Raw genomic sequence first — 19,579 nt, forward strand, 5'->3', positions numbered from 1 at the left:
CGCCAGCGTCGTCGGCGGCGCGATGGGCTCCTCGAGTTCGCTGGCCGCCAGCGGATCGAGCGGGTCGGCCGGTACCGTCCCGCGCGCCGACTACCGCGCGTTGCCCCGGGTGACCTTCACCGATCCCGAGGTGGGTGCCGTGGGGTTGACCGAGCGGCAGGCCCGTGATCGCGGCATCAACGTGCAGGTCGGGTTCACCAAGCTGGGCAGCTCGACCCGGGGCTGGATCCACCGGGTGGGTGACGAGGGCTTCATCAAGCTCGTCGCGGACGCCGACCAGGGCGTGCTGATCGGCGCGACGTCGGTCGGCCCGGCCGGTGGTGAGGTGCTGTCCGCGTTGGTGGTGGCAGTGCACGCGGCGGTGCCGCTGAGCCAACTGCGGCACATGATCTACGCGTACCCCACGTTCCACCGTGCCATCGAGGACGCGCTGCGCGACCTGTCCTGACTGTCGGGCGCCGAGCAGGAAGCGACCGTCGGGCCGCAAATCTTGCCTCAATCGCGGTTCATTTCTTTCAATCGCGTGACGTACGATTGCGGCCGTGACCAAGCGGTTGACTGAAGTTGCCAAGAAGGCGGGCGTCAGCGAGGCCACCGTCAGCCGGGTGCTCAACGGTCGGGACGGCGTCTCCGAGGCGACCCGCACAGCCGTGCTGACCGCGCTGGACGTGCTCGGCTACGAGCGGCCGACCAAGCTGCGCGGGGAGCGTGCACGGCTGGTCGGGCTGGTGCTGCCCGAGTTGCAGAACCCGATCTTCCCGGCACTCGCCGAGGTGGTCACCGGGACCCTCGCCCAGCGCGGCTACACGCCGGCGCTCTGCGCCCGCACCATCGGCGGCGTGTCCGAGATGGACTACGTGGAGATGCTCCTCGACCACCAGGTGTCCGGCGTGATCTTCGCCGGCGGCTCGTACGCGCTTGCCGACGCCCGGCACGACCACTACCGGCGGCTGACCGATCGGGGCCTTCCGGTGGTGCTGGTCAACGCCGGTGTGGACGAGTTGGGCTTTCCCCGGGTGTCGACCGACGACGCGGTGGCGGTGGAGCAGGCGTACGGACACCTGCGCTCCCTCGGCCACGAGCGGATCGGGATGGTGCTCGGCCCGGAGGGGCACGTGCCGTCCCGCCGCAAGCTGGACGCGATGGTCCAGGCCGCGGACTGGGGTGACGCCGAGCGGGAGTGCGTCGAGCGGTCCAGTTTCTCGATGGAGGGCGCGCGGGTCGCCGCGACCAAACTGGTCGAGCGTGGCGTCACCGGCATCATCTGCGCCAGCGATGTCCTGGCCCTGGGCACGATCCGGGCCGCCCGGCGCCTGGGTCGCGCGGTGCCGACGGACATCTCGGTGGTGGGCTTCGACGACTCCGCGTTCATGACCTGCACCGATCCGCCGCTGACCACCGTTCGGCAGCCGATCGAGACGATGGGACAGGCTGCGGTGGACCTGCTGGTGACCCAGATCGAGGGTGCCGGCGTCCTCCAGGACGAGCTGCTGTTCGAGCCCGAACTGGTGGTCCGCGGCTCCACTGGGCCCGCGCCCGGCCGCTGACCGTGCTCCCGACGTACTGATCGACCGCCTTCGAGGCCGTCGACCGCTCTCGCGGTCGGCGGCCTTTTTGGTACTCAAGTCCGGACATACCGCACCCAATCCCTAGTTTTGTCGTCCCCTGCCGTCAGGCTGTCGTGTCTTTTCAGAACACGGTCGACACCTTGCTGAAATGAGTCGTCCTCGTTACAGTGACTCCACTCACACCTGGCTCCGGCGCAGCTACAGGGCGTCAGGTCGCATCACCGCAGATCAGCGCATCTCCTGGAGGCACCCCGTTCCCGAAGGGATGGACAGATGTCCGTATCGCAATACCGAAGGGCTGCGACGCTGGCGCTCGTGGCCGGCCTGGGGCTCAGCCTCACGGCATGCTCCACGAAGAGTGACGACAAGGACACGTCCGCCGGCGGCAAGGTCACCATCACCGTGGACTGCCAGCCGGTCGGCGCCCAGAAAGAGCTGCTGAAGAACTGGAACGACGATGTCGCCGAGTTCCAGAGGCAGAACCCGGACATCACCATCAAGAGCGTGAGCGTCGGCGAGCAGTGCAACAACCCGCCGGACTTCACCGCCCGTCTGGCCGGCGGCACCGTGACCGACGTGTTCTACGGCTACATGACGGATCTGCAGCAGGTGCTCGACTCCGGTCAGGCGATGGACATCTCCCAGTACGTCAACAAGGACACGATCTCCACCTGGGACAGCGTCGACCCGGCGCTCAAGGAGGTCTTCACCGACGGCGGCAAGCTCTACGCCGTACCGGTGAAGAACTACTCGATGGGCCTCGTCTACAACAAGGTCCTGTTCCAGAAGGCCGGGCTGGACGTCAACAGCCCGCCCAAGACCTGGGGCGAGGTCCGGACCGCCGCCAAGAAGATCTCCGGCCTCGGCAACGGCATCGCCGGCTACTCGGAGTACAGCGCCGGCAACACCGGCGGCTGGCACTTCACCTCGCTGCTCTACTCGCAGGGCGGTCAGGTGCTCACGGCCGACGGCAAGAAGGCCGACTTCAACAACCCGATGGGCAAGCAGGTCCTGCAGAACATCAAGGACATGCGGTACGGCGACAACAGCATGGGCTCCCGCCAGCTGCTCCAGTGGGGTGACCTGCTCACCAACGCCGGCGCGGGCAAGGTCGGCATGTTCATCGGCGCACCGGACGCCACCCAGGCGATCGTCAGCCAGTTCCAGGGCAAGTTCCAGGACTGGGCGATGAGCCCGCTGCCCGGCCAGGACGGTCCGGCGAAGGGCACGCTCGGCGGCGGCGAGGGTTACTTCTTCAAGAAGGGCCTCTCTCCCGAGCAGGTCAAGGCCGGTCTGAAGTGGATCGCCTACCAGAAGCTGACCCCGGGCAAGGGCCAGTTCGACTACGTGCGGGCCAAGCCGCAGAACTACCCGGTGGGTCTGCCGCAGCCGCTGCTGTTCGCCAACGGCAGTGAGGTCCAGAAGCAGGAACTCGAACTGCGCAAGGCCAACGCCAACGTCGACACCACCAACTTCGCGCTCTTCGAGGCGACCCCGGTGCCGATCAAGGGCGAGCCGCGTAACGCCCAGGCGGTCTACGCGGTGCTCGACGCCGCGATGTCCGGGGTGCTGACGAACCCGAACGCGAACATCGACGCGCTGCTCAAGACGGCCGAAGAGAAGGTCAACCAGCTCCTGGCCGCGGAGAGCTGATCCGCAGGTGTGGGGGCCGTCGCACCGGCCCCCACACCCCGCGCCGCACCGTCCGCCTCACCGACCTGCGCAGGAGTGTGTCGTGGCGATCACCGCCGCCCCCCAGGCCCCCGGGAAGCCGGGTCGCCCGATGCCGTCGTACACGGCACCGCCGAAGCGTACGAGCCTCGGCCGTAAGGTACGGGACAATCTGACCGGGCACGCCTTCCTGATCGGCGCCGTGCTCTGCTTCGTGGTCTTCTCCTGGTATCCGATGGTCCGCGGCGTCGTCATGAGCTTCCAGCGGACCAGGCGCGGCGAGACGACCTGGGTGGGCTGGGACAACTACTCCCGTCTCATCGCCGACCCCAGCTTCTGGCCCGCGTGGAAGAACACGTTCTACTTCACGCTGCTCGCGCTCGTGCTCGGGTACGCGGTGCCGTTCTTCGTGGCGATCCTGCTCAACGAGTTCCGGCACGCCAAGGGCTACCTGCGGATCCTGGTCTACCTGCCGGTGATGCTGCCGCCGGCCTCGGCCCTCTACCTCTTCAAGTTCTACGCGTACGACCCCAGCGAGGCGGGGCTGTTCAACGCGATCCTCAAGGCGCTGCACCTGCCGACCTCACAGTGGATGCAGTCGCCGGAGATGACGATGCCGGCCATGGTGATCGCGTCCACCTGGATGAACATGGGTGGCGCGGTCCTGATCTACCTGGCGTCGCTACAGAACATCCCCGGCGAGCTGTACGAGGCTGCCGAACTCGACGGCGCCGGGATCTTCAAGCGCATCCGCCACGTGACGATCCCGCAGACCCGGCTCATCCTCGCCCTCCTGGCGATGATCCAGATCGTCGCCACCATGCAGCTCTTCATCGAGCCACTGATCCTCGCCAACGGTGCGGGCGCGGAGGATTCCGCGACCACCGTGGCCTACCTCATCTACCAGCACGGGTTCTTCCAGAACGACCTCAACGGAGCTGCCGCACTGGGCGTGCTCATGCTCGTGGTGCTGGCCGGCTTCTCCGCCGTGTACGTGCGGCTGACTGCGAAACAGGACTAGGACGGCGCCCAATGGCACAGGATTCCGGGACCCGGACCCTCATCTCCCATGCCCAGATCAGCCGGGGGCGCGGGCGGATCATCTACTGGACGCTGCTGGTCGTCGTCGTGACGGCGTTCACGCTCGTCTTCCTCGGACCGCTCTACTGGATGGTCACCGGCGCGCTCAAGTCCGGCCAGGAGATCGCGCAGACCCCGCCCACGCTGTTTCCGAAGGACCCGAAGCCGCAGAACTACATCGACGCCTGGAACAATCTCGAACTCGCCAAGCTGCTGTTCAACACGTTCTACTACGCGATCGGCGCGGTGCTGTTCCAGCTCGTCCTCGACGCGGCCGCCGCGTACTCGTTGTCGAAACTGCGACCGATCTTCGGCAACGTGATCCTCGGGCTGATGCTCGCCACACTGATGATCCCGGCCATGGTGCTCATCGTCCCCCAGTACGTGACAGTGATCGACCTTCCGATCCTGCACATCAATCTGCTCGACTCGCCGTTCGCCATCTGGCTGCCACTGGTGGCAAACGCGTTCAACATCTTTCTGCTGAAGCGATTCTTCGACTCGATCCCCGAGGAGTTGATGGCGGCGGCTCTGGTGGACGGCGCGACGTCGCTGCGTACGCTCTGGTCGATCATCCTGCCGATGTCGCGCCCGATCCTCGGAGTCGTCGCGATTCTGGCCATGACGGCGGTCTGGAAGGACTTCCTCTGGCCGAAGCTGGTCATGCCCTCACCGGAGACCCGGACGGTCAGTGTCGGCATCTACTCCTTCGCGGGCGGTACGCCCATGAACGTCGTGATCGCCGCGTCGGTCATCGCCGCCATCCCGACCCTTATCGTCTTTCTGATCTTCCAGCGGAACATCATGTCTGGCCTGACCGCCGGAAGCATCAAGGGGTAGCCATCCCCGCAGACAGCGGAGCGAACAACGGCCGTTCGTCCGACACGCAATCGCCACCGGCGTACCCGGCGACGTACTGACGCAGAAAGCAGGTGCTCGTGTCCACAGCAGACAGCAGTCCGTGGTGGCGTGGAGCGGTTATCTACCAGGTGTACCCACGCAGTTTCGCCGACGGTAACGGTGACGGCATCGGTGACATCGCAGGTATCCGGTCCCGCCTGAACCACCTGTCCGCGCTTGGCATCGACGCGATCTGGTTCAGTCCCTGGTATCCGTCGCCCATGGCCGACGCCGGGTACGACGTGTCCGACTACCGCGACATCGATCCGGTCTTCGGCACGCTCGCCGAGGTCGAGGCGTTGATCGCCGAGGCGCACGACCTGGGTATCCGCACGATCGTCGACGTGGTGCCCAACCACTGCTCCGACGCGCACCCGTGGTTCCAGGCCGCGCTGGCCGGCGGCCCGGGAGCACCCGAGCGGGACCTGTTCTGGTTCCGTCCGGGGCGGGGCCCGAACGGCGACCAGCGACCCACCGACTGGGTCGGCGAGTTCGGTGGCGAGACCTGGACCCGCACCACCAACCCGGACGGCACGCCCGGCGACTGGTACCTGCACCTCTTCGCACCCCAGCAGCCGGATTTCAACTGGGACCACCCCCGGGTGCGGGCCGAATTCGAGGACATCCTGCGGTTCTGGTTCGACCGGGGCGTGGACGGCATCCGGATCGACTCCGCCGGTCTGCTGGTGAAGGACGGGACGCTGCCGGAGGTCGAGCCCGACCGACCGCACCCGTTCCACGACCTCGACGGGGTACACGACATCTACCGGGGCTGGCGTCGCGTCGCCGACTCCTACGCCGATCGCGCGCTGATCGGTGAGGTGTGGCTGCCGGACCGGCAACGGTTCGCCAACTACCTGCGCCCCGACGAGCTGCACGCGGCGTTCAACTTCGACTTCCTCGGCTGCGCCTGGGACGCCTCGGCGCTGCGGGAGAGCATCGACGGCACGCTGAGCGCGCACGCGCCGGTCGGTGCGCCGGCCACCTGGGTGCTCTCCAACCACGACGTGACCCGGCACGTGACCCGCTACGGCCGGGCGGACACCACGTTCAGCTTCGCCGCCAAGCGCGAGGGGATACCGACCGACCTGGAGCTGGGCACCCGCCGGGCGCGGGCCGCCGCGCTGCTGTCGCTGTCGCTGCCCGGCGCCGCCTACGTCTACCAGGGCGAGGAGCTGGGCCTCTGGGAGGTCGAGGACATCCCGTACGCGCTGCGGCAGGACCCGATGTGGGAACGCTCCGGCCGCGTCGACCCCGGTCGCGACGGCTGCCGGGTGCCGCTGCCCTGGGCCGGTGACGAGCCGCCGTTCGGGTTCAGTCCCGACGGCTCGGCAGCGCCCTGGCTGCCCCAGCCCGCCGACTGGAAGGACCGGACGGCGCTGGCGCAGACCGGCGACGCGGCCTCGATGCTGGAGCTGTACCGGGACGCGATCCACATCCGGCGGGCCGAGGCAGCGCTCGGCGACGGCGAGCTGACCTGGCTGCCCGCCCCGGACGGCGTGCTGGCGTTCAGCCGCGGCGGTGGCTTCCGCTGCCTGGTCAACCTCACCGACGCAGCGGTGCCGTTGCCCGCCGAGGGCGAGTTGCTGCTGGCCAGCGGCCCACTCGACGACGGGCTGCTGCCGTCGGACACCGCCGTCTGGCTGCGTACCCCCGAAGAGGTGGACGGACCGCGCGCGGACGCCGCCCTGACCTGACCCGATCGACGTGGTGCCGGCGGTCCCGTCCCGACCGCCGGCACCACACCACCCACGCACCGCGCTCACGAAAGGAGTACGAGGGACCGCCACACCGCACCGACACGGGGGATCTGGCCTGCCTGACGAAAGGGAGAGCGCCGCTCATGGCCAACCACACCACCGGCACCCCGCACCATCTTCGCCACCCGGCCCGGACAGGGTTGGCCGCCATCGCCGCCACCCTGCTCGCCGCCACCTCGCTGACCGCCCTCGCGGTCACCGGCGGTGCCACCCCGGCCTCGGCGGCCGGGTTGTCCCCGTTCGACATCTCCGGCCGTGGCGCCACCGTCCCGTTCCTCGAACAGGAGGCGGAGAGGGCGGCCCACAACGGCACGAAGATCGGCCCGGACCGGCGCTACGGCACGCTTCCGTCGGAGGCGTCCGGCCGGGAGGCGGTCACCCTCGACGCCGTCGGTGAGTACGTCGAGTTCACCCTCACCGCCCCGGCCAACGCGGTCACCTTCCGGTACAGCCTGCCGGACAACTCGGCCGGCACCGGCCGGGACGCCGCCATCGACCTGCGGGCCAATGGCAACCTGCTGAAGTCGGTCCCGGTCACGTCGAAGTACGGCTGGTACTACGGCGGATATCCGTTCAACAACAACCCGGGTGACACGAACCCGCACCACTTCTACGACGAGACCCGGGCGTTGTTCGGCAGCACCCAGCCGGCCGGCACGAAGATCCGGTTGCAGGTGTCCTCGACGGCCCAGTCGCCCACCTTCACGATCGACCTGGCCGACTTCGAGCTGGTCGCGCCGACCGCCAAGCCCTCCGGTGTCATCGACGTGGTCACCGACTTCGGCGCGGACCCGACCGGTGCGACCGACTCGACCGCGAAGTTCCAGGCGGCGGTCGACGCCGGAAAGGCCCAGGGCCGGGCGGTGTGGATTCCGACCGGCACGTTCACCCTCTGGGACCACGTGGTGGTCGACGGGGTGACCCTGCGCGGCGCGGGCCCCTGGTACTCGGTGCTCGGCGGCCGGCACCCCACCGACCGGAAGCGGGCGGCGGGCATCTACGGCAAGTACGTCCCCGGCGGCGGTTACACCGGTGAGATCCGGTCGCACGAGGCGAACGGGCCGAGCCGCAACGTCACCCTGCGGGACTTCGCCATCATCGGCGACATCCGCGAGCGGATGGACGACGACCAGGTCAACGCGCTCGGCGGGGCGATGACCAACTCGGTGGTCGACAACCTCTGGTTGGAGAACACCAAGGTCGGCGCGTGGATGGACGGCCCGATGGACAACTTCACCATCCGCAACAGCCGCATCCTCGACCAGACCGCCGACGGGGTGAACTTCCACACCGGCGTCACCAACTCGACGGTGACCAACACGTTCGTCCGCAACACCGGTGACGACGCCCTCGCCATGTGGGCGCAGAGCGTGCCGAACGTCAACAACTCGTTCACGCACAACACCATCGGCGTGACGCTGCTGGCGAACCACCTGGTCAGCTACGGCGGCCGGGACATCAAGATCACCGATAACGTCACGGCCGACTCGTTGACCAACGGCGGGGGCATCCACGTCGCCAACCGCTACCCGGGCGTGCAGGGTGACACCGCGGTCCGAGGCACCTGGACGATCGCCCGGAACACCCTGATCCGTAACGGCAACTCGGACTACAACTGGAACTTCGGCGTCGGGGCGATCTGGTTCTCCGCCCTCAACGAGGCGTTCCAGCAGGCCACCATCAACATCACCGACACCGACATCCTGGACAGCTCGTACGCGGCGCTGCACTGGATCGAGGGCCAGACCAGCGGGATCAACCTCACCAACGTACGCATCGACGGCGCCGGCACGTACGCGCTCCAGGTGCAGGCGCCCAGCCAGGTGTCGTTCACCAACGTGCGGGCCACCAACATCGCGCAGAGCAACCCGATGCACAACTGCGTGGGTGGCGGCTTCCAGATCACCCAGGGCTCGGGCAACTCGGGCTGGTACACCCCGACCCCGTACTGCGGCCCGTGGCCGGAACCGCAGTGGGGTGGTGGACCGAGCACCCCGCCGACCACCGGCCCGACCACCGGCCCGACCACCGCGCCGCCCACCACCGCGCCCCCGACCACCGCTCCTCCGACGACCCCTCCGCCCTCCGGTGGGAACCTGGCGCTCAACCGGTCGGCGACCGCGACCAGCACCAACCAGAGCTACACCGCCGGCAACGTGGTGGACGGCAACGCCTCCACCTACTGGGAGAGCGCCAACAACGCCTTCCCGCAGTCGGTCACGATCGATCTGGGCGCGGTCCGCTCGGTGGACCGGGTGGTGCTCAAGCTGCCCGCCGGCTGGGAGCAGCGCACCGAGACGCTGTCGGTGCTCGGCTCGACCGACGGCTCGTCGTACGGCACCCTGGCGTCGTCGGCCGGTCGGGTCTTCGCACCCGGCTCGGGCAACACCGTGTCGATCGGGCTGCCCTCCGGTAACCGTCGCTACATCCGGGTCACCGTGACCGGCAACACCGGCTGGCCGGCCGCCCAGCTCAGTGAGGTCGAGGTGTACGGCGGCACGCCGACCACGGCACCGCCCACCACCGCGCCGCCGACCACCACCCCGCCCCCGACCACGCCTGCCCCCAGCGGCAACCTCGCGGCCGGACGGTCGATCACCGAGACCAGCCACTCCGACGTGTACGCCGGGTCCAACGCGGTGGACGGCAACGCCAACACCTACTGGGAGAGCGCCAACAACGCGTTCCCGCAGTCGTTGACCGTCGACCTGGGCGCCGCCCGAACGGTGTCCCGGGTCGTGCTGAAGCTGCCACCGTCGTCGGCCTGGCAGACCCGCACGCAGACGCTTGCGGTGCTGGGCTCCACCGACGGCTCGTCGTACGGCACGTTGAAGTCGTCGACCGGCTACACCTTCAACCCGTCCAGCGGCAACACGGTCACCGTGACCTTCACGGCCACCAGCCAGCGATATCTGCGCCTGACCGTCACCGGCAACACCGGCTGGCCCGCCGGTCAGCTCAGCGAGTTCGAGGTCTACTCCAGCTAGGCCGGTGGTCCCCGCCCCTACCAGGGCGGGGACCACCGCACCGTCCCCCACCTGTCGCGGCACGACGGGCGTACCCCTGCACCCGTCACCGGGCAACGCACCCCACACCACCCCCGAAAGAGGTGTAGCCACCGATGTCCAGAAACGGCCCTACCCGAGGCACCCCGCGAACCGGCTCGCCCGGTTCCGCCCACCCGACCGGTCGAGGACGTCGCCAGCGACTGCTCGCCGGCGCGCTCGCCGGACTGCTCCTCGCCGCCGTTCCCGCCGTCACCCCCGCGACCGCGGCACCGGCAGCGACGCCCGCCTCCGCCCCGGCGGGCTCCGCCCGCGCGGCCCTGCTCGCCGGACTCTCGGCGACCATGACCGCCAGCAGCTACAACCAGAACTACGTGGCGAGCAACGCCAACGACGGCAACGCCTCGACCTACTGGGAGAGCGCCAACAACGCGTTCCCCCAGTGGATCCAGGCCGACCTGGGTGCCACGATCGGTGTGGACCGGGTGGTGCTCAAGCTGCCGCCGTCGTCGGACTGGCAGACGCGTACGCAGACGCTCTCGGTTCTCGGCTCCACCAACGGCTCGTCCTTCAGCACCCTGAAGTCGTCGGCCGACTACACCTTCAACCCGAGCAGCGGCAACACCGTGACCGTCAGCTTCACCGCCGCCAGCACCCGCTACGTACGGGTGCAGGTCACCGGCAACACCGGCTGGCCGGCGGCGCAGCTCTCCGAGGTCGAGGTGTACGGCTCCAGCGGCAGCACCGACACCCAGGCTCCCAGCGCTCCCGGCAACCTGGCCTACACGCAGCCGGCCAGCGGGCAGATCCGCCTCACCTGGTCGGCGTCGAGCGACAACGTCGGGGTCACCGGCTACGACGTCTACGCCAACGGCGCGCTGCGCGGCAGCGTCGGCGGCTCGACGTTGACGTACACCGACAGCCAGGCGGACAGCGCCACGGTCTCGTACTACGTGCGGGCCAAGGACGCGGCCGGCAACCAGTCGTCGAACAGCAACACGGTCACCCGCACCGGCACCGGCAACCCGCCCACCGGGAGCAACCTGGCGGTCGGCAAGCCGATCACCGCCTCCGGATACGTGCACACGTTCGTGGCGACCAACGCCAACGACAACAACGTGGCCACCTACTGGGAGGGCAACGGCAACCCGAGCACGCTGACCGTGCAGCTCGGCGCGAACGCCAGCCTCAGCTCGGTCGTGTTGAAGCTGAACCCGGACTCGGCGTGGGGCACGCGTACCCAGAACATCACAGTGCTCGGCCGGGACCAGAGTTCGTCGAGCTTCACCACCCTGGTCGGCGCGACGAACTACACCTTCAACCCGGGCAGCGGCAACACGGTGACCATCCCGGTCAGCGGGGCAGCGGCCGACGTACGCCTCTCGATCGCCTCGAACACCGGCGCACCGGCCGGTCAGGTGGCCGAGTTCCAGGTCTTCGGCACCCCCGCGCCGAACCCGGACCTCACCGTGACCGGCATGTCGGTCAGCCCGTCCGCGCCCGTCGAGACCAGCACCATCACGCTCTCGGCGACCGTGCGGAACGCGGGCTCGGCGGCCTCCGCCGCGACCAACGTCAACTTCTACCTGGGCTCCACCCGGGTCGGCACCGCGTCCGTCGGTGCCCTCGCGGCCGGTGCGTCGACCACGGTCAGCGCCAGCATCGGCACCCGCGACGCGGGCAGCTACCCGCTCAGCGCGAAGGTCGACGAGTCGAACACCGTCGTCGAGCAGGACGACACCAACAACAGCTACTCCAACCCCAGCCCGCTGGTCGTGAGCCCGGTCGCCACGAGTGACCTGGTCGCCTCCTCGGTCGCCTGGTCGCCGGGGAACCCGTCGGCCGGCAACACCGTCACGTTCTCCGTGTCGATCCGCAACGCCGGCAGCGTCGCGTCCGCGTCCGGGTCCCACGGCATCACGCTCACCGTCCTCAACGAGTCCGGCACGGTGGTCCGTACCCTGACCGGCTCGTACTCCGGTGTCATCAACGCCGGGGCGACGGTCGGCCCGGTCAACCTGGGCACCTGGACGGCCGCGAACGGCAAGTACACCGTTCGGGTCGTGCTCGCCGCCGACGCCAACGAACTGCCGGTCAAGCAGACCAACAACACCTCCGACCAGCCGCTCTTCGTCGGGCGTGGCGCCAACATGCCGTACGACATGTACGAGGCCGAGGACGGCGCGGTCGGCGGCGGCGCGGCAGTCGTGGGCCCGAACCGGACCGTCGGCGACCTGGCCGGTGAGGCGTCCGGTCGGCGTGCGGTGACCCTGAACTCGACCGGTGCCTACGTCGAGTTCACCACCCGGGCCAGCACCAACACGCTCGTCACCCGCTTCTCCATCCCGGACGCGGCCGGCGGCGGGGGCATCAACTCGACGCTGAACGTCTACGTCAACGGCACGTTCCACAAGGCCATCGACCTGACGTCCCGCTACGCCTGGCTGTACGGCAACGAGACCAGCCCGGGCAACTCGCCGAGCGCGGGCGGACCGCGGCACATCTACGACGAAGCCAACGTCATGCTCAACTCGACCGTGCCCGCCGGCAGCAAGATCCGCCTGCAGAAGGACGCGGCCAACACGACCACGTACGCGATCGACTTCATCAACACCGAGCAGGTCTCGCCGATCGCCAACCCGGACTCGGCGCGCTACGCCACTCCGACCGGCTTCACCCACCAGGACGTGCAGAACGCCCTGGACCGGGTCCGGATGGACACCACCGGCAACCTGATCGGTGTCTACCTGCCGGCCGGCAACTACTCCACCTCGTCGAAGTTCCAGGTGTACGGCAAGGCGGTCCAGGTGACCGGTGCCGGCCCCTGGTACACCCGGTTCAACGCGCCGTCCGGCCAGGAGAACACCGACATCGGCTTCCGGGCCGAGAACTCGGCGGCCGGCTCGTCGTTCAAGAACTTCGCGTACTTCGGCAACTACACCTCGCGGATCGACGGTCCGGGCAAGGTGTTCGACTTCTCCAACGTGTCGAACATCGTGATCGACAACATCTGGGCCGAGCACCACGTCTGCCTGTACTGGGGCGCCAACACCGACTACATGACGATCAGGAACTCGCGGATCCGCAACCTGTTCGCCGACGGCGTCAACATGACCAACGGCAGCACCAACAACCTGGTCAGCAACAACGACGCCCGGGCCACCGGTGACGACAGCTTCGCGCTGTTCTCGGCGATCGATGCGGGCGGCGCCGACATGAGGGACAACATCTACGAGAACCTGACGTCGACCCTGACCTGGCGGGCCGCCGGTGTGGCCGTCTACGGCGGCTACGGCAACACGTTCCGCAACATCTACATCGCGGACACGCTCGTCTACTCCGGTATCACCATCAGCTCGCTCGACTTCGGCTACCCGATGAACGGCTTCGGCGCGAGCCCGCCGACCCGCTTCGAGAACATCTCGATCGTGCGGGCCGGTGGACACTTCTGGGGCGGACAGACCTTCCCGGCGATCTGGGTGTTCTCCGCCTCGAAGGTGTTCCAGGGCATCCGCGTCAGCGACGTGGACATCGTCGACCCGACCTACAGCGGCATCATGTTCCAGACCAACTACGTCGGTGGGCAGCCGCAGAACCCGATCACCGACACGGTCTTCACCAACATCTCCATCAGCGGCGCCCGCAAGAGCGGTGACGCCTACGACGCCAAGTCCGGCTTCGGTATCTGGGCCAACCCCATGCCGGAATCCGGGCAGGGTCCTGCCGTCGGGTCGGTGACCTTCACCAACCTGCGGCTGAGCAACAACGCCGTGGACATCCAGAACCCGACCACGACCTTCACCATCAACCGCAACTGAGTCACCCGGTAGCCGACGCCGTCGGGGGGTCCCACCCTCCCGGCGGCGTCGTGCCGTGCCGGCCCGCGCCCGCGGCGAACCGGGCCGCGCCGGCCGCAGCGTCGGTGGCCAGCGAACCCATGCCGTACGCGAACTCGGTCGCGAGCGCCTCCGCCGCTGGCCGCCCCGCGCCGACCAGCACGGAGGCCCGGTCGTTACGCAGGCAGGTCTGCGGGTGCCGGGCGATCGCCGCCGCCAGTTCCTCGGCCGCCGCCCGCGCCTGGCCCGGCGGCACCACCCGGTTGACCAACCCCATGGCGTACGCCTCGTCGGCCGGTACCGCCCGCCCGGTGAGGATCAGGTCCATCGCGCGGCTCTCCCCGATCAACCGGGGCAGCCGGACCGTCCCGCCGTCGATGAGCGGTACTCCCCAGCGACGGCAGAACACCCCGAGCGTGGCGTCGGGTTCGGCGACCCGCAGGTCACACCAGAGGGCCAACTCCAGGCCACCGGCCACCGCGTACCCGGAGATCGCCGCGGTCACCGGCTTGCTCAGCACCATCCGGGTCGGACCCATCGGGCCGTCCCCCTCCGGCTCGACGCGGTTGCCGCGCGGCGTGCCGATCGCCTTGAGGTCGGCACCGGAGCAGAAGGTGCCACCGGCACCCCAGAGCACAGCCACCGCCGCGTCCGGGTCCGCGTCGAAGGCGCGGAAGGCGTCCGCCAGCGCCCGAGCGGTGGCCCCGTCCACAGCGTTCCGAGCCCCAGGACGATCCACGATCACAGTGCTGACGGCCCCGACCCGTTCCACCCGCACAGCCATCCCGCCAGCATGCCCGCCGGGCCCGCACCCCACAATCCTCGTCGATCTTGCAGTTTCGTTTGCCGTTTCGCGGTTTCTGCCCCATTTCCTGGCGACAGAAAGGGCAAGATCGGCGGTAAAGGGGGACGCGGCAGGTTTGTCGCCGGTGGTCGGTTTGTGATGGCGATCGCCGGGAAGTCGGTACCTGTGCGAGAGCTATTGACGAAGGTGGAACAGGACTCCCGACTGGACCGCGCCGGTGACCGGTTGCAGAAGGTGGTCCTGGCGACGCTGCGACCGCGCCGGCTGCGGGACCTGCTGCACGGCGTGACGCTGGGGCACCCGCTGCACCCGGCCATGGTGCAGGTGCCGGTCGGGGCGTGGATCAGCGCCGCCGTGCTGGACCTGATGCCGGGGCAGCGCCGGCCGGCCACCGTGCTGCTCGGCCTGGGGACGGTCAGCGCGCTGCCGGCGGCGGTCGCCGGGTTGAACGACTGGGCGGCGCTCTCCCGGGACCAGCGCCGGGTCGGCCTCGTGCACGCCGCCGCGAACACCGTCGGTGTCGGGCTCTACGCCGGATCGCTGGCGGCGCGGCTCTCCGGACGGAGCGGTGTCGGTAAGGCGCTCGGGTTCCTCGGCCTCTCCGCCGTCAGCCTCGGCGCGTACATCGGTGGACACCTGGCGTACAAGCAGGGCGCCCAGGTCAACCAGAGCGTGTCCGAGCTGCACCGGATGAGCGACGGGTGGCACTCGCTGGTCGACATGGCCAGCCTGCCGCAGCGCACGCTGATCACCCGCGAGGTGGACGACGACATCTCGGTGATCCTCTACCGCCACGGTGACGAGGTCACCGTGATGCTGGAGCGCTGCCCGCACCAGAGCGGCCCGTTGGGCGAGGGCGAGGTCCAGGAGATCGACGGTCACGCCTGCGTGGTCTGTCCCTGGCACGGCAGCGCCTTCCGGCTCAACGGCGGTGAGGTCATGCAGGGGCCCTCCGGCAACGACCAGCAGATCCTGCCCACCCGCGTCCAGGATGGCGTCCTGCAGACCCGCCTGCCCTGACTCGCTCCGCCGAGCGCGACCGGACGCCGTCGGCTGGGGTGACCTCCACCGGACGCCGTCCGGCTGGTGTCGCTCACAGTCGATATACCGCAGAGTCATAGATATACCTCTGAGGTATGTCGCTTCCCAGACCACCCGCCGCCGCGTGCGGTCGCGCGACCGGTCAGCTCCGTCGGTGCCGCCCGCTCGACGGCTCATCCGGCACGGCATCCCAGCCGGGTCCGTCGGCGGGCAGTCCGCGCTGGTCACGACCCGTCCAGTCCTGCTCACCGGTCCTGCCCGGTTCGGCACTCGCGGCCGGGCCTCCGGTCGGCGGCGCTGTGCTCCCGGTGGCGGCGGCCGCACGGCTGGCAGCCCAGGCGGCACCGCTGCTCCGACCGCTGCGGGAGCTGCCGCCACTGCGATCCGCGCCGCGCCGGGGTGCGCGGGCAGCCGCGACCAACCGGGGGGTGGCACCGGCGGTGGCGGGGCGGCGGCGCAGCCCGAGAACCGCGCCGATCTGTGCGCCCACGATGCTCGCGACGGCCAGCACGGCGGACACCGCGAGCGGACGGTTCACCCGGTCGGTGGTTCCGGCCCGAGCCGCGCCGACGGTCATCGAGGGCACCTGACCTGTCGACTCCGTACCGCCGGGGGGTGCCGGCGTGGTCTGCTCCGGCGCGGTCTGCTCGGGTGCCGGTCGCTGAGCCGGTGGCTTGGGCGTGGCGGGCCGGCCGACGAGTTTGCCGGTGGCGTGCGGGTGGGCGCCCTGGTCGGTGGCCTCCGCCGGCAGCCGGAGCAGTTGGCCGGGACGAATCCGATCCGGGTCGTCCAGCCGGTTCAGCTTGGCGAGCTGTCGATAGTCGTCGAACTCTTCGAGGTACCGCTCGGCCACCTCGCCGAGATAGTCGCCGCGCGCCACGCGATACACCGGTGCCACCTGCTCACCAGCGCTCGGGCCGCCGGGCGCGACCAGGCCGAGCGGCCCACTCCCGGCCAGCCCGAGCGGCCCACCTTCGGGCAGTCGGGCGGCGCTCGTCGACGTGCTCGACTGGGCGTACGCCGGACCGGTGTAGATCGCCGCGGCGCTGGCGGCGGCCGGACTGGCCGCGAGGACCAGGGCGACCGAACCGACCAGCGCGGCGGCGGCCCGTTGTTGGCGGCTCATTCCGGGCAGCTTCGGCGCGGGCCGGCGCAGGATCTGCGCGACCAACTCGACGAGGACCGAGAAGGTGAACGTGGCCCAGCCGAACCAACCGGCGAGCGCCAGGGCCCGCAGGAAGAGTTGCCCGTCGTCCCGGCTGGTCAGGACGGTTCCCACCTCGGCGAGAGTGGGCAGATGGTCGGGCAGGGGATTGCCGGCGAAGGCGAGCAACGCGATCGGCGCACCCGCCACCAGAGCGCAGAGCACGACGAGCGCGCCGAGGCCGGTGAGGACGCGTCCCGTCCGCCGTACGACGGACCGACCCGATGCGGACATATGGCTGCCTTCCTTCCTATGGGGCCGGGGCTGGGCCTGTGGTGATGGCCCGCGCGGTCGCCTCACCGGTGACGGTGACCTGGTTGGCCAAGCCGAACAGGCCGAGCATCGAGCGGCGGTAGGTGATCGTGAGGCGTACCCGGACGACGGTCTCCCCGGCGATCCGCGGGAAGCTCACGGTGTGGCTGGTGGTGCCGGCGGCGGCAAGATAGTCGGCGACCGCCGCGCGGGCCTGCGGCTGGTTGATCCGCGTCGGCCCGCCCTCGATCGCGGTGGCCCGGTCGATGGCCTGCCCGCCCGCGCGGGCCGCCTCCGCGGCCAGATTGTTGGCGTGCTGCAGCGTGCGGAGCTGGCCCGCGCCGTCGAACGAGAGGCCCACGATGGCCAGTACGCCGACCATCGCCACGGCCAGGAAGATGCTGACCCGGCCGTGGTCGCCGGAGAGCGTACGGACGTTCATCGTCGACTCCGGTAGCGGTCCAGTGGGGAGGTGAAGCTGGCCTCGATGCGGTTCTCGCTGGGCATCCCGGGCACGGCGTTGAGTCGCAGATCCCGGAAGGACACCCGGCACGCGACAGTGACGGTGACCGTCACGTTCTGGCCGAGCGCGCTGCCGTAGGCCTCGTCGAAGCTGGTGGTCTCCCGGCCGACCGAGCCGCTGAACGTCAGGGTCGGAGTGTCGGTGCAGCTCAGCCCTCGCCAGTCCAGCTGCCGCTGAACCGCGTTACGCGCTTCCTCGCGGCCGTCGGCGGCGTTGCGGGAGATCGAGGCGGCGCGGGCCGCATCGTGCGCGGCGGCGTCGATGGTCTCTGCCGCCACCGCGCTGCGTCCGGCCACGCCGGCCAGCACCATCAACGCGATGAACGCGGGCGCGAGCACCGCGACCTCGATGGAGACCGAGCCCCGCTCGGCGGCCCGGATCACGGCGCTGTCACCCGCTCCACCGGCCCGTGCGCGGTCTGCCGGATCGCGAAGCGCACGCCGGGTACGACCGACAGGGACCGACCGGTCACCGTGCAGGTCACGTCGACCTCGCTTGTCACACAGTTCGGACCGCCGCCGGCGTCCCAGCCCAGCAGCCAATCGCCGGTGGTGGCCAGGAACCGGCGGGCGCTGGTCACCCCGGCGCCATCGGACGCGTTGTAGCGCCGTTGGGCGTTGACCCCGCTCTGGGCGGCGTTCAGCGCCGTGGAGCGGGCCAGGAAGACGGCAGCGATCTGGAGCGAGGCGAACAAGAGCACCAGGATCAGCGGCATCACCACGGCCAGCTCCACCGGGTTGGCACCCCGCTCCCGATCGCCGGCCACGAGGCGACGCCGGGCGGCGGGAACCGCTCGGCGCCACCTCGGGAAAGCGGCTCGGCGCATGCCGGTTACTGCGGGTTCGCGGGTGCCTGGATGGCGTTCATCCAGCCTCTGGCCCGGGCGAGGGCCAGGCCCGTGACGACGGTCGCCACGAAGACGAGACCCATGATGATCACGGCGGTCGGTACCGGGCTGTCGCCGCGCTCGCCGTCGCGACGGAGTTCGGCGAGGCGCGTCGTCAGCACGACGTGCAGGTAGGTGAGGATGTGCATGGCGTACTCCTTTTCTCGGGGGGTTCGATTCAGATGCGGACCACGAACGGGTAGACGACGAAGCCGAGCAGCACGAAGACGAGCAACGCGCCCGGAATGTCGAGCTTGCTGGTGACGCCCTCGGCGCGGGCCAGGCCGTCGGTGCGGATCTGGTCGCGCAGCGAGTCCGCCCGGCTGCGCAGGGTCTCGTGCACCTGTGCGCCCTCGCTGCCCGAGGAGCGCATGATCGCGCCGACATCGCCCAGCTCCGGAATGCCGATCTTGTCGGCGAGGTCGCGCAGCTCGTCCCAGGGCGCGTGCATCTGCATCTGGGCGATCCGCAGCGCCTCCTGCAGGCGGTCGAACACCCAGCCGTCGCAGACGGCGGCGGCCCGCTCCAGCGACTGCACCGGCCCGTGCGCGGCGGAGAGTTGCAGGGCCACCAGATCCAGGTACGTGCACACGGCCTGACGGAACTCGTCGCGGGCGGCGTTCGCCTTGGTCAGCACCGACTGGTGTGCCAGCAGGCCGGCGATCAACGCCAGGCCGAGGCTGCCGAGCACCGGTACGGCCAGTGGCAGCGAGATGCCGAGGACGAACAGCGCCATCACGAGCAGGGCCGGCGCGGCCAGGCCGATCAGGGCGGACAGCAGCACCGACAGCGCGTACTGCTCGGAGGTCTGACCGATCAGGGCGAGCTGCCGGTGCGGCGGTCGCAGCCAGCGGGACAGCCCGGTCAGCCAGTCCAACCGGCGGGAGGCGGGAGCAGCCACCCGCCCGGTGCCCGGCGGTTGGTGCAGGCGGCGCAGTGCCGGCCCGAGCGCGGGAGTGGCCGGCACCAGCTCACGGATCACCAGGAACACGCCCAGCCCGATCGCCGCCCCACCGGACACGGCGATGCCGAGGAGCCAGTTGACGAT

At 69.8% G+C, this 19,579-nt stretch carries 15 protein-coding genes and 1 pseudogene; 9 read left to right on the plus strand and 7 right to left on the minus strand.

Annotated features, from left to right (window positions below; all coding sequences use genetic code 11):
- Positions 1 to 70: 70 nt before the first annotated feature.
- The 8 genes and pseudogenes from ACGFH9_RS04000 to ACGFH9_RS04035 all read left to right on the plus strand — a co-directional run.
- Positions 71 to 448 (plus strand): annotated as a pseudogene (locus tag ACGFH9_RS04000) (NAD(P)/FAD-dependent oxidoreductase); the annotation flags it as partial.
- A 94-nt stretch (positions 449 to 542) separates the two neighbouring features.
- Positions 543 to 1,547: a LacI family DNA-binding transcriptional regulator gene (locus ACGFH9_RS04005; protein WP_393214912.1), complete on the plus strand. Its 1,005-nt coding sequence runs from the start codon at positions 543 to 545 to the stop codon at positions 1,545 to 1,547.
- A 294-nt stretch (positions 1,548 to 1,841) separates the two neighbouring features.
- Positions 1,842 to 3,221 carry an ABC transporter substrate-binding protein gene (locus ACGFH9_RS04010; RefSeq protein ID WP_393214915.1) on the plus strand — a complete coding sequence of 460 codons (1,380 nt, stop codon included), beginning with the start codon at positions 1,842 to 1,844 and terminating at the stop codon, positions 3,219 to 3,221.
- A gap of 82 nt (positions 3,222 to 3,303) precedes the next feature.
- Positions 3,304 to 4,260 (plus strand): carbohydrate ABC transporter permease, encoded by a 957-nt coding sequence (locus tag ACGFH9_RS04015; protein WP_393214918.1) that lies wholly within the window; start codon positions 3,304 to 3,306, stop codon positions 4,258 to 4,260.
- 11 nt (positions 4,261 to 4,271) lie between these two features.
- Positions 4,272 to 5,159 (plus strand): carbohydrate ABC transporter permease, encoded by an 888-nt coding sequence (locus ACGFH9_RS04020; protein ID WP_393214921.1) that lies wholly within the window; start codon positions 4,272 to 4,274, stop codon positions 5,157 to 5,159.
- 98 nt (positions 5,160 to 5,257) lie between these two features.
- Complete coding sequence (locus ACGFH9_RS04025; protein ID WP_393214924.1) at positions 5,258 to 6,916, plus strand: glycoside hydrolase family 13 protein; 1,659 nt, start codon at positions 5,258 to 5,260, stop codon at positions 6,914 to 6,916.
- A gap of 146 nt (positions 6,917 to 7,062) precedes the next feature.
- Positions 7,063 to 9,966, plus strand: coding sequence for a discoidin domain-containing protein (locus ACGFH9_RS04030; protein ID WP_393214927.1), 2,904 nt, complete (start codon positions 7,063 to 7,065; stop codon positions 9,964 to 9,966).
- 134 nt (positions 9,967 to 10,100) lie between these two features.
- Complete coding sequence (locus tag ACGFH9_RS04035) at positions 10,101 to 13,802, plus strand: discoidin domain-containing protein (protein WP_393214930.1); 3,702 nt, start codon at positions 10,101 to 10,103, stop codon at positions 13,800 to 13,802.
- Position 13,803: 1 nt separating this feature from the next.
- Here ACGFH9_RS04035 and ACGFH9_RS04040 read toward each other — a convergent pair whose 3' ends face one another.
- Complete coding sequence (locus ACGFH9_RS04040) at positions 13,804 to 14,604, minus strand: crotonase/enoyl-CoA hydratase family protein (protein WP_393214933.1); 801 nt, start codon at positions 14,602 to 14,604, stop codon at positions 13,804 to 13,806.
- 186 nt (positions 14,605 to 14,790) lie between these two features.
- Here ACGFH9_RS04040 and ACGFH9_RS04045 point away from each other — a divergent pair, with 186 nt between their 5' ends.
- Entirely contained in the window at positions 14,791 to 15,645 is an 855-nt protein-coding gene (locus tag ACGFH9_RS04045) for a DUF2231 domain-containing protein (RefSeq protein ID WP_393214936.1), read from the plus strand.
- A gap of 163 nt (positions 15,646 to 15,808) precedes the next feature.
- Here ACGFH9_RS04045 and ACGFH9_RS04050 read toward each other — a convergent pair whose 3' ends face one another.
- The 6 genes from ACGFH9_RS04050 to ACGFH9_RS04075 are packed head-to-tail and all read right to left on the minus strand — an operon-like array spanning position 15,809 to position 19,579.
- The gene (locus tag ACGFH9_RS04050) at positions 15,809 to 17,104 is read right to left on the minus strand and encodes a LysM peptidoglycan-binding domain-containing protein (protein WP_393214939.1); all 1,296 of its coding nucleotides are present in this window, start codon (positions 17,102 to 17,104) and stop codon (positions 15,809 to 15,811) included.
- Positions 17,105 to 17,120: 16 nt separating this feature from the next.
- Positions 17,121 to 17,564 carry a pilus assembly protein TadG-related protein gene (locus ACGFH9_RS04055; RefSeq protein ID WP_393214942.1) on the minus strand — a complete coding sequence of 148 codons (444 nt, stop codon included), beginning with the start codon at positions 17,562 to 17,564 and terminating at the stop codon, positions 17,121 to 17,123.
- Positions 17,561 to 18,028, minus strand: coding sequence for a TadE/TadG family type IV pilus assembly protein (locus ACGFH9_RS04060; protein ID WP_393214944.1), 468 nt, complete (start codon positions 18,026 to 18,028; stop codon positions 17,561 to 17,563). Before ACGFH9_RS04060 ends, ACGFH9_RS04055 begins: the two co-directional genes overlap by 4 nt.
- The gene (locus ACGFH9_RS04065) at positions 18,025 to 18,471 is read right to left on the minus strand and encodes a TadE/TadG family type IV pilus assembly protein (protein ID WP_393214947.1); all 447 of its coding nucleotides are present in this window, start codon (positions 18,469 to 18,471) and stop codon (positions 18,025 to 18,027) included. The genes ACGFH9_RS04060 and ACGFH9_RS04065 overlap by 4 nt, the downstream gene beginning before the upstream one ends.
- Before the next feature lie 5 nt (positions 18,472 to 18,476).
- A complete protein-coding gene (locus tag ACGFH9_RS04070) occupies positions 18,477 to 18,680 on the minus strand; it encodes a hypothetical protein (protein WP_393214950.1) in 204 nt (67 codons plus the stop codon).
- A 29-nt stretch (positions 18,681 to 18,709) separates the two neighbouring features.
- On the minus strand, positions 18,710 to 19,579 hold the full coding sequence (locus ACGFH9_RS04075; protein WP_393215260.1) for a type II secretion system F family protein: 870 nt from the start codon (positions 19,577 to 19,579) through the stop codon (positions 18,710 to 18,712).

Source organism: Micromonospora sp. NPDC049102 (genome assembly GCF_043197485.1).
Classification (GTDB): Bacteria; Actinomycetota; Actinomycetes; order Mycobacteriales; family Micromonosporaceae; genus Micromonospora.

Excerpts from the sequence above, each read along its gene's own strand:
- ACGFH9_RS04010 (WP_393214915.1), top strand. The coding sequence starts at position 1,842 with ATGTCCGTATCGCAATACCGAAGGGCTGCGACGCTGGCGCTCGTGGCC.
- ACGFH9_RS04020 (WP_393214921.1), top strand. The coding sequence starts at position 4,272 with ATGGCACAGGATTCCGGGACCCGGACCCTCATCTCCCATGCCCAGATC.
- ACGFH9_RS04030 (WP_393214927.1), top strand. The coding sequence starts at position 7,063 with ATGGCCAACCACACCACCGGCACCCCGCACCATCTTCGCCACCCGGCC.
- ACGFH9_RS04035 (WP_393214930.1), top strand. The coding sequence starts at position 10,101 with ATGTCCAGAAACGGCCCTACCCGAGGCACCCCGCGAACCGGCTCGCCC.
- ACGFH9_RS04040 (WP_393214933.1), bottom strand. The coding sequence starts at position 14,604 with ATGGCTGTGCGGGTGGAACGGGTCGGGGCCGTCAGCACTGTGATCGTG.
- ACGFH9_RS04050 (WP_393214939.1), bottom strand. The coding sequence starts at position 17,104 with ATGTCCGCATCGGGTCGGTCCGTCGTACGGCGGACGGGACGCGTCCTC.
- ACGFH9_RS04055 (WP_393214942.1), bottom strand. The coding sequence starts at position 17,564 with ATGAACGTCCGTACGCTCTCCGGCGACCACGGCCGGGTCAGCATCTTC.
- ACGFH9_RS04065 (WP_393214947.1), bottom strand. The coding sequence starts at position 18,471 with ATGCGCCGAGCCGCTTTCCCGAGGTGGCGCCGAGCGGTTCCCGCCGCC.
- ACGFH9_RS04070 (WP_393214950.1), bottom strand. The coding sequence starts at position 18,680 with ATGCACATCCTCACCTACCTGCACGTCGTGCTGACGACGCGCCTCGCC.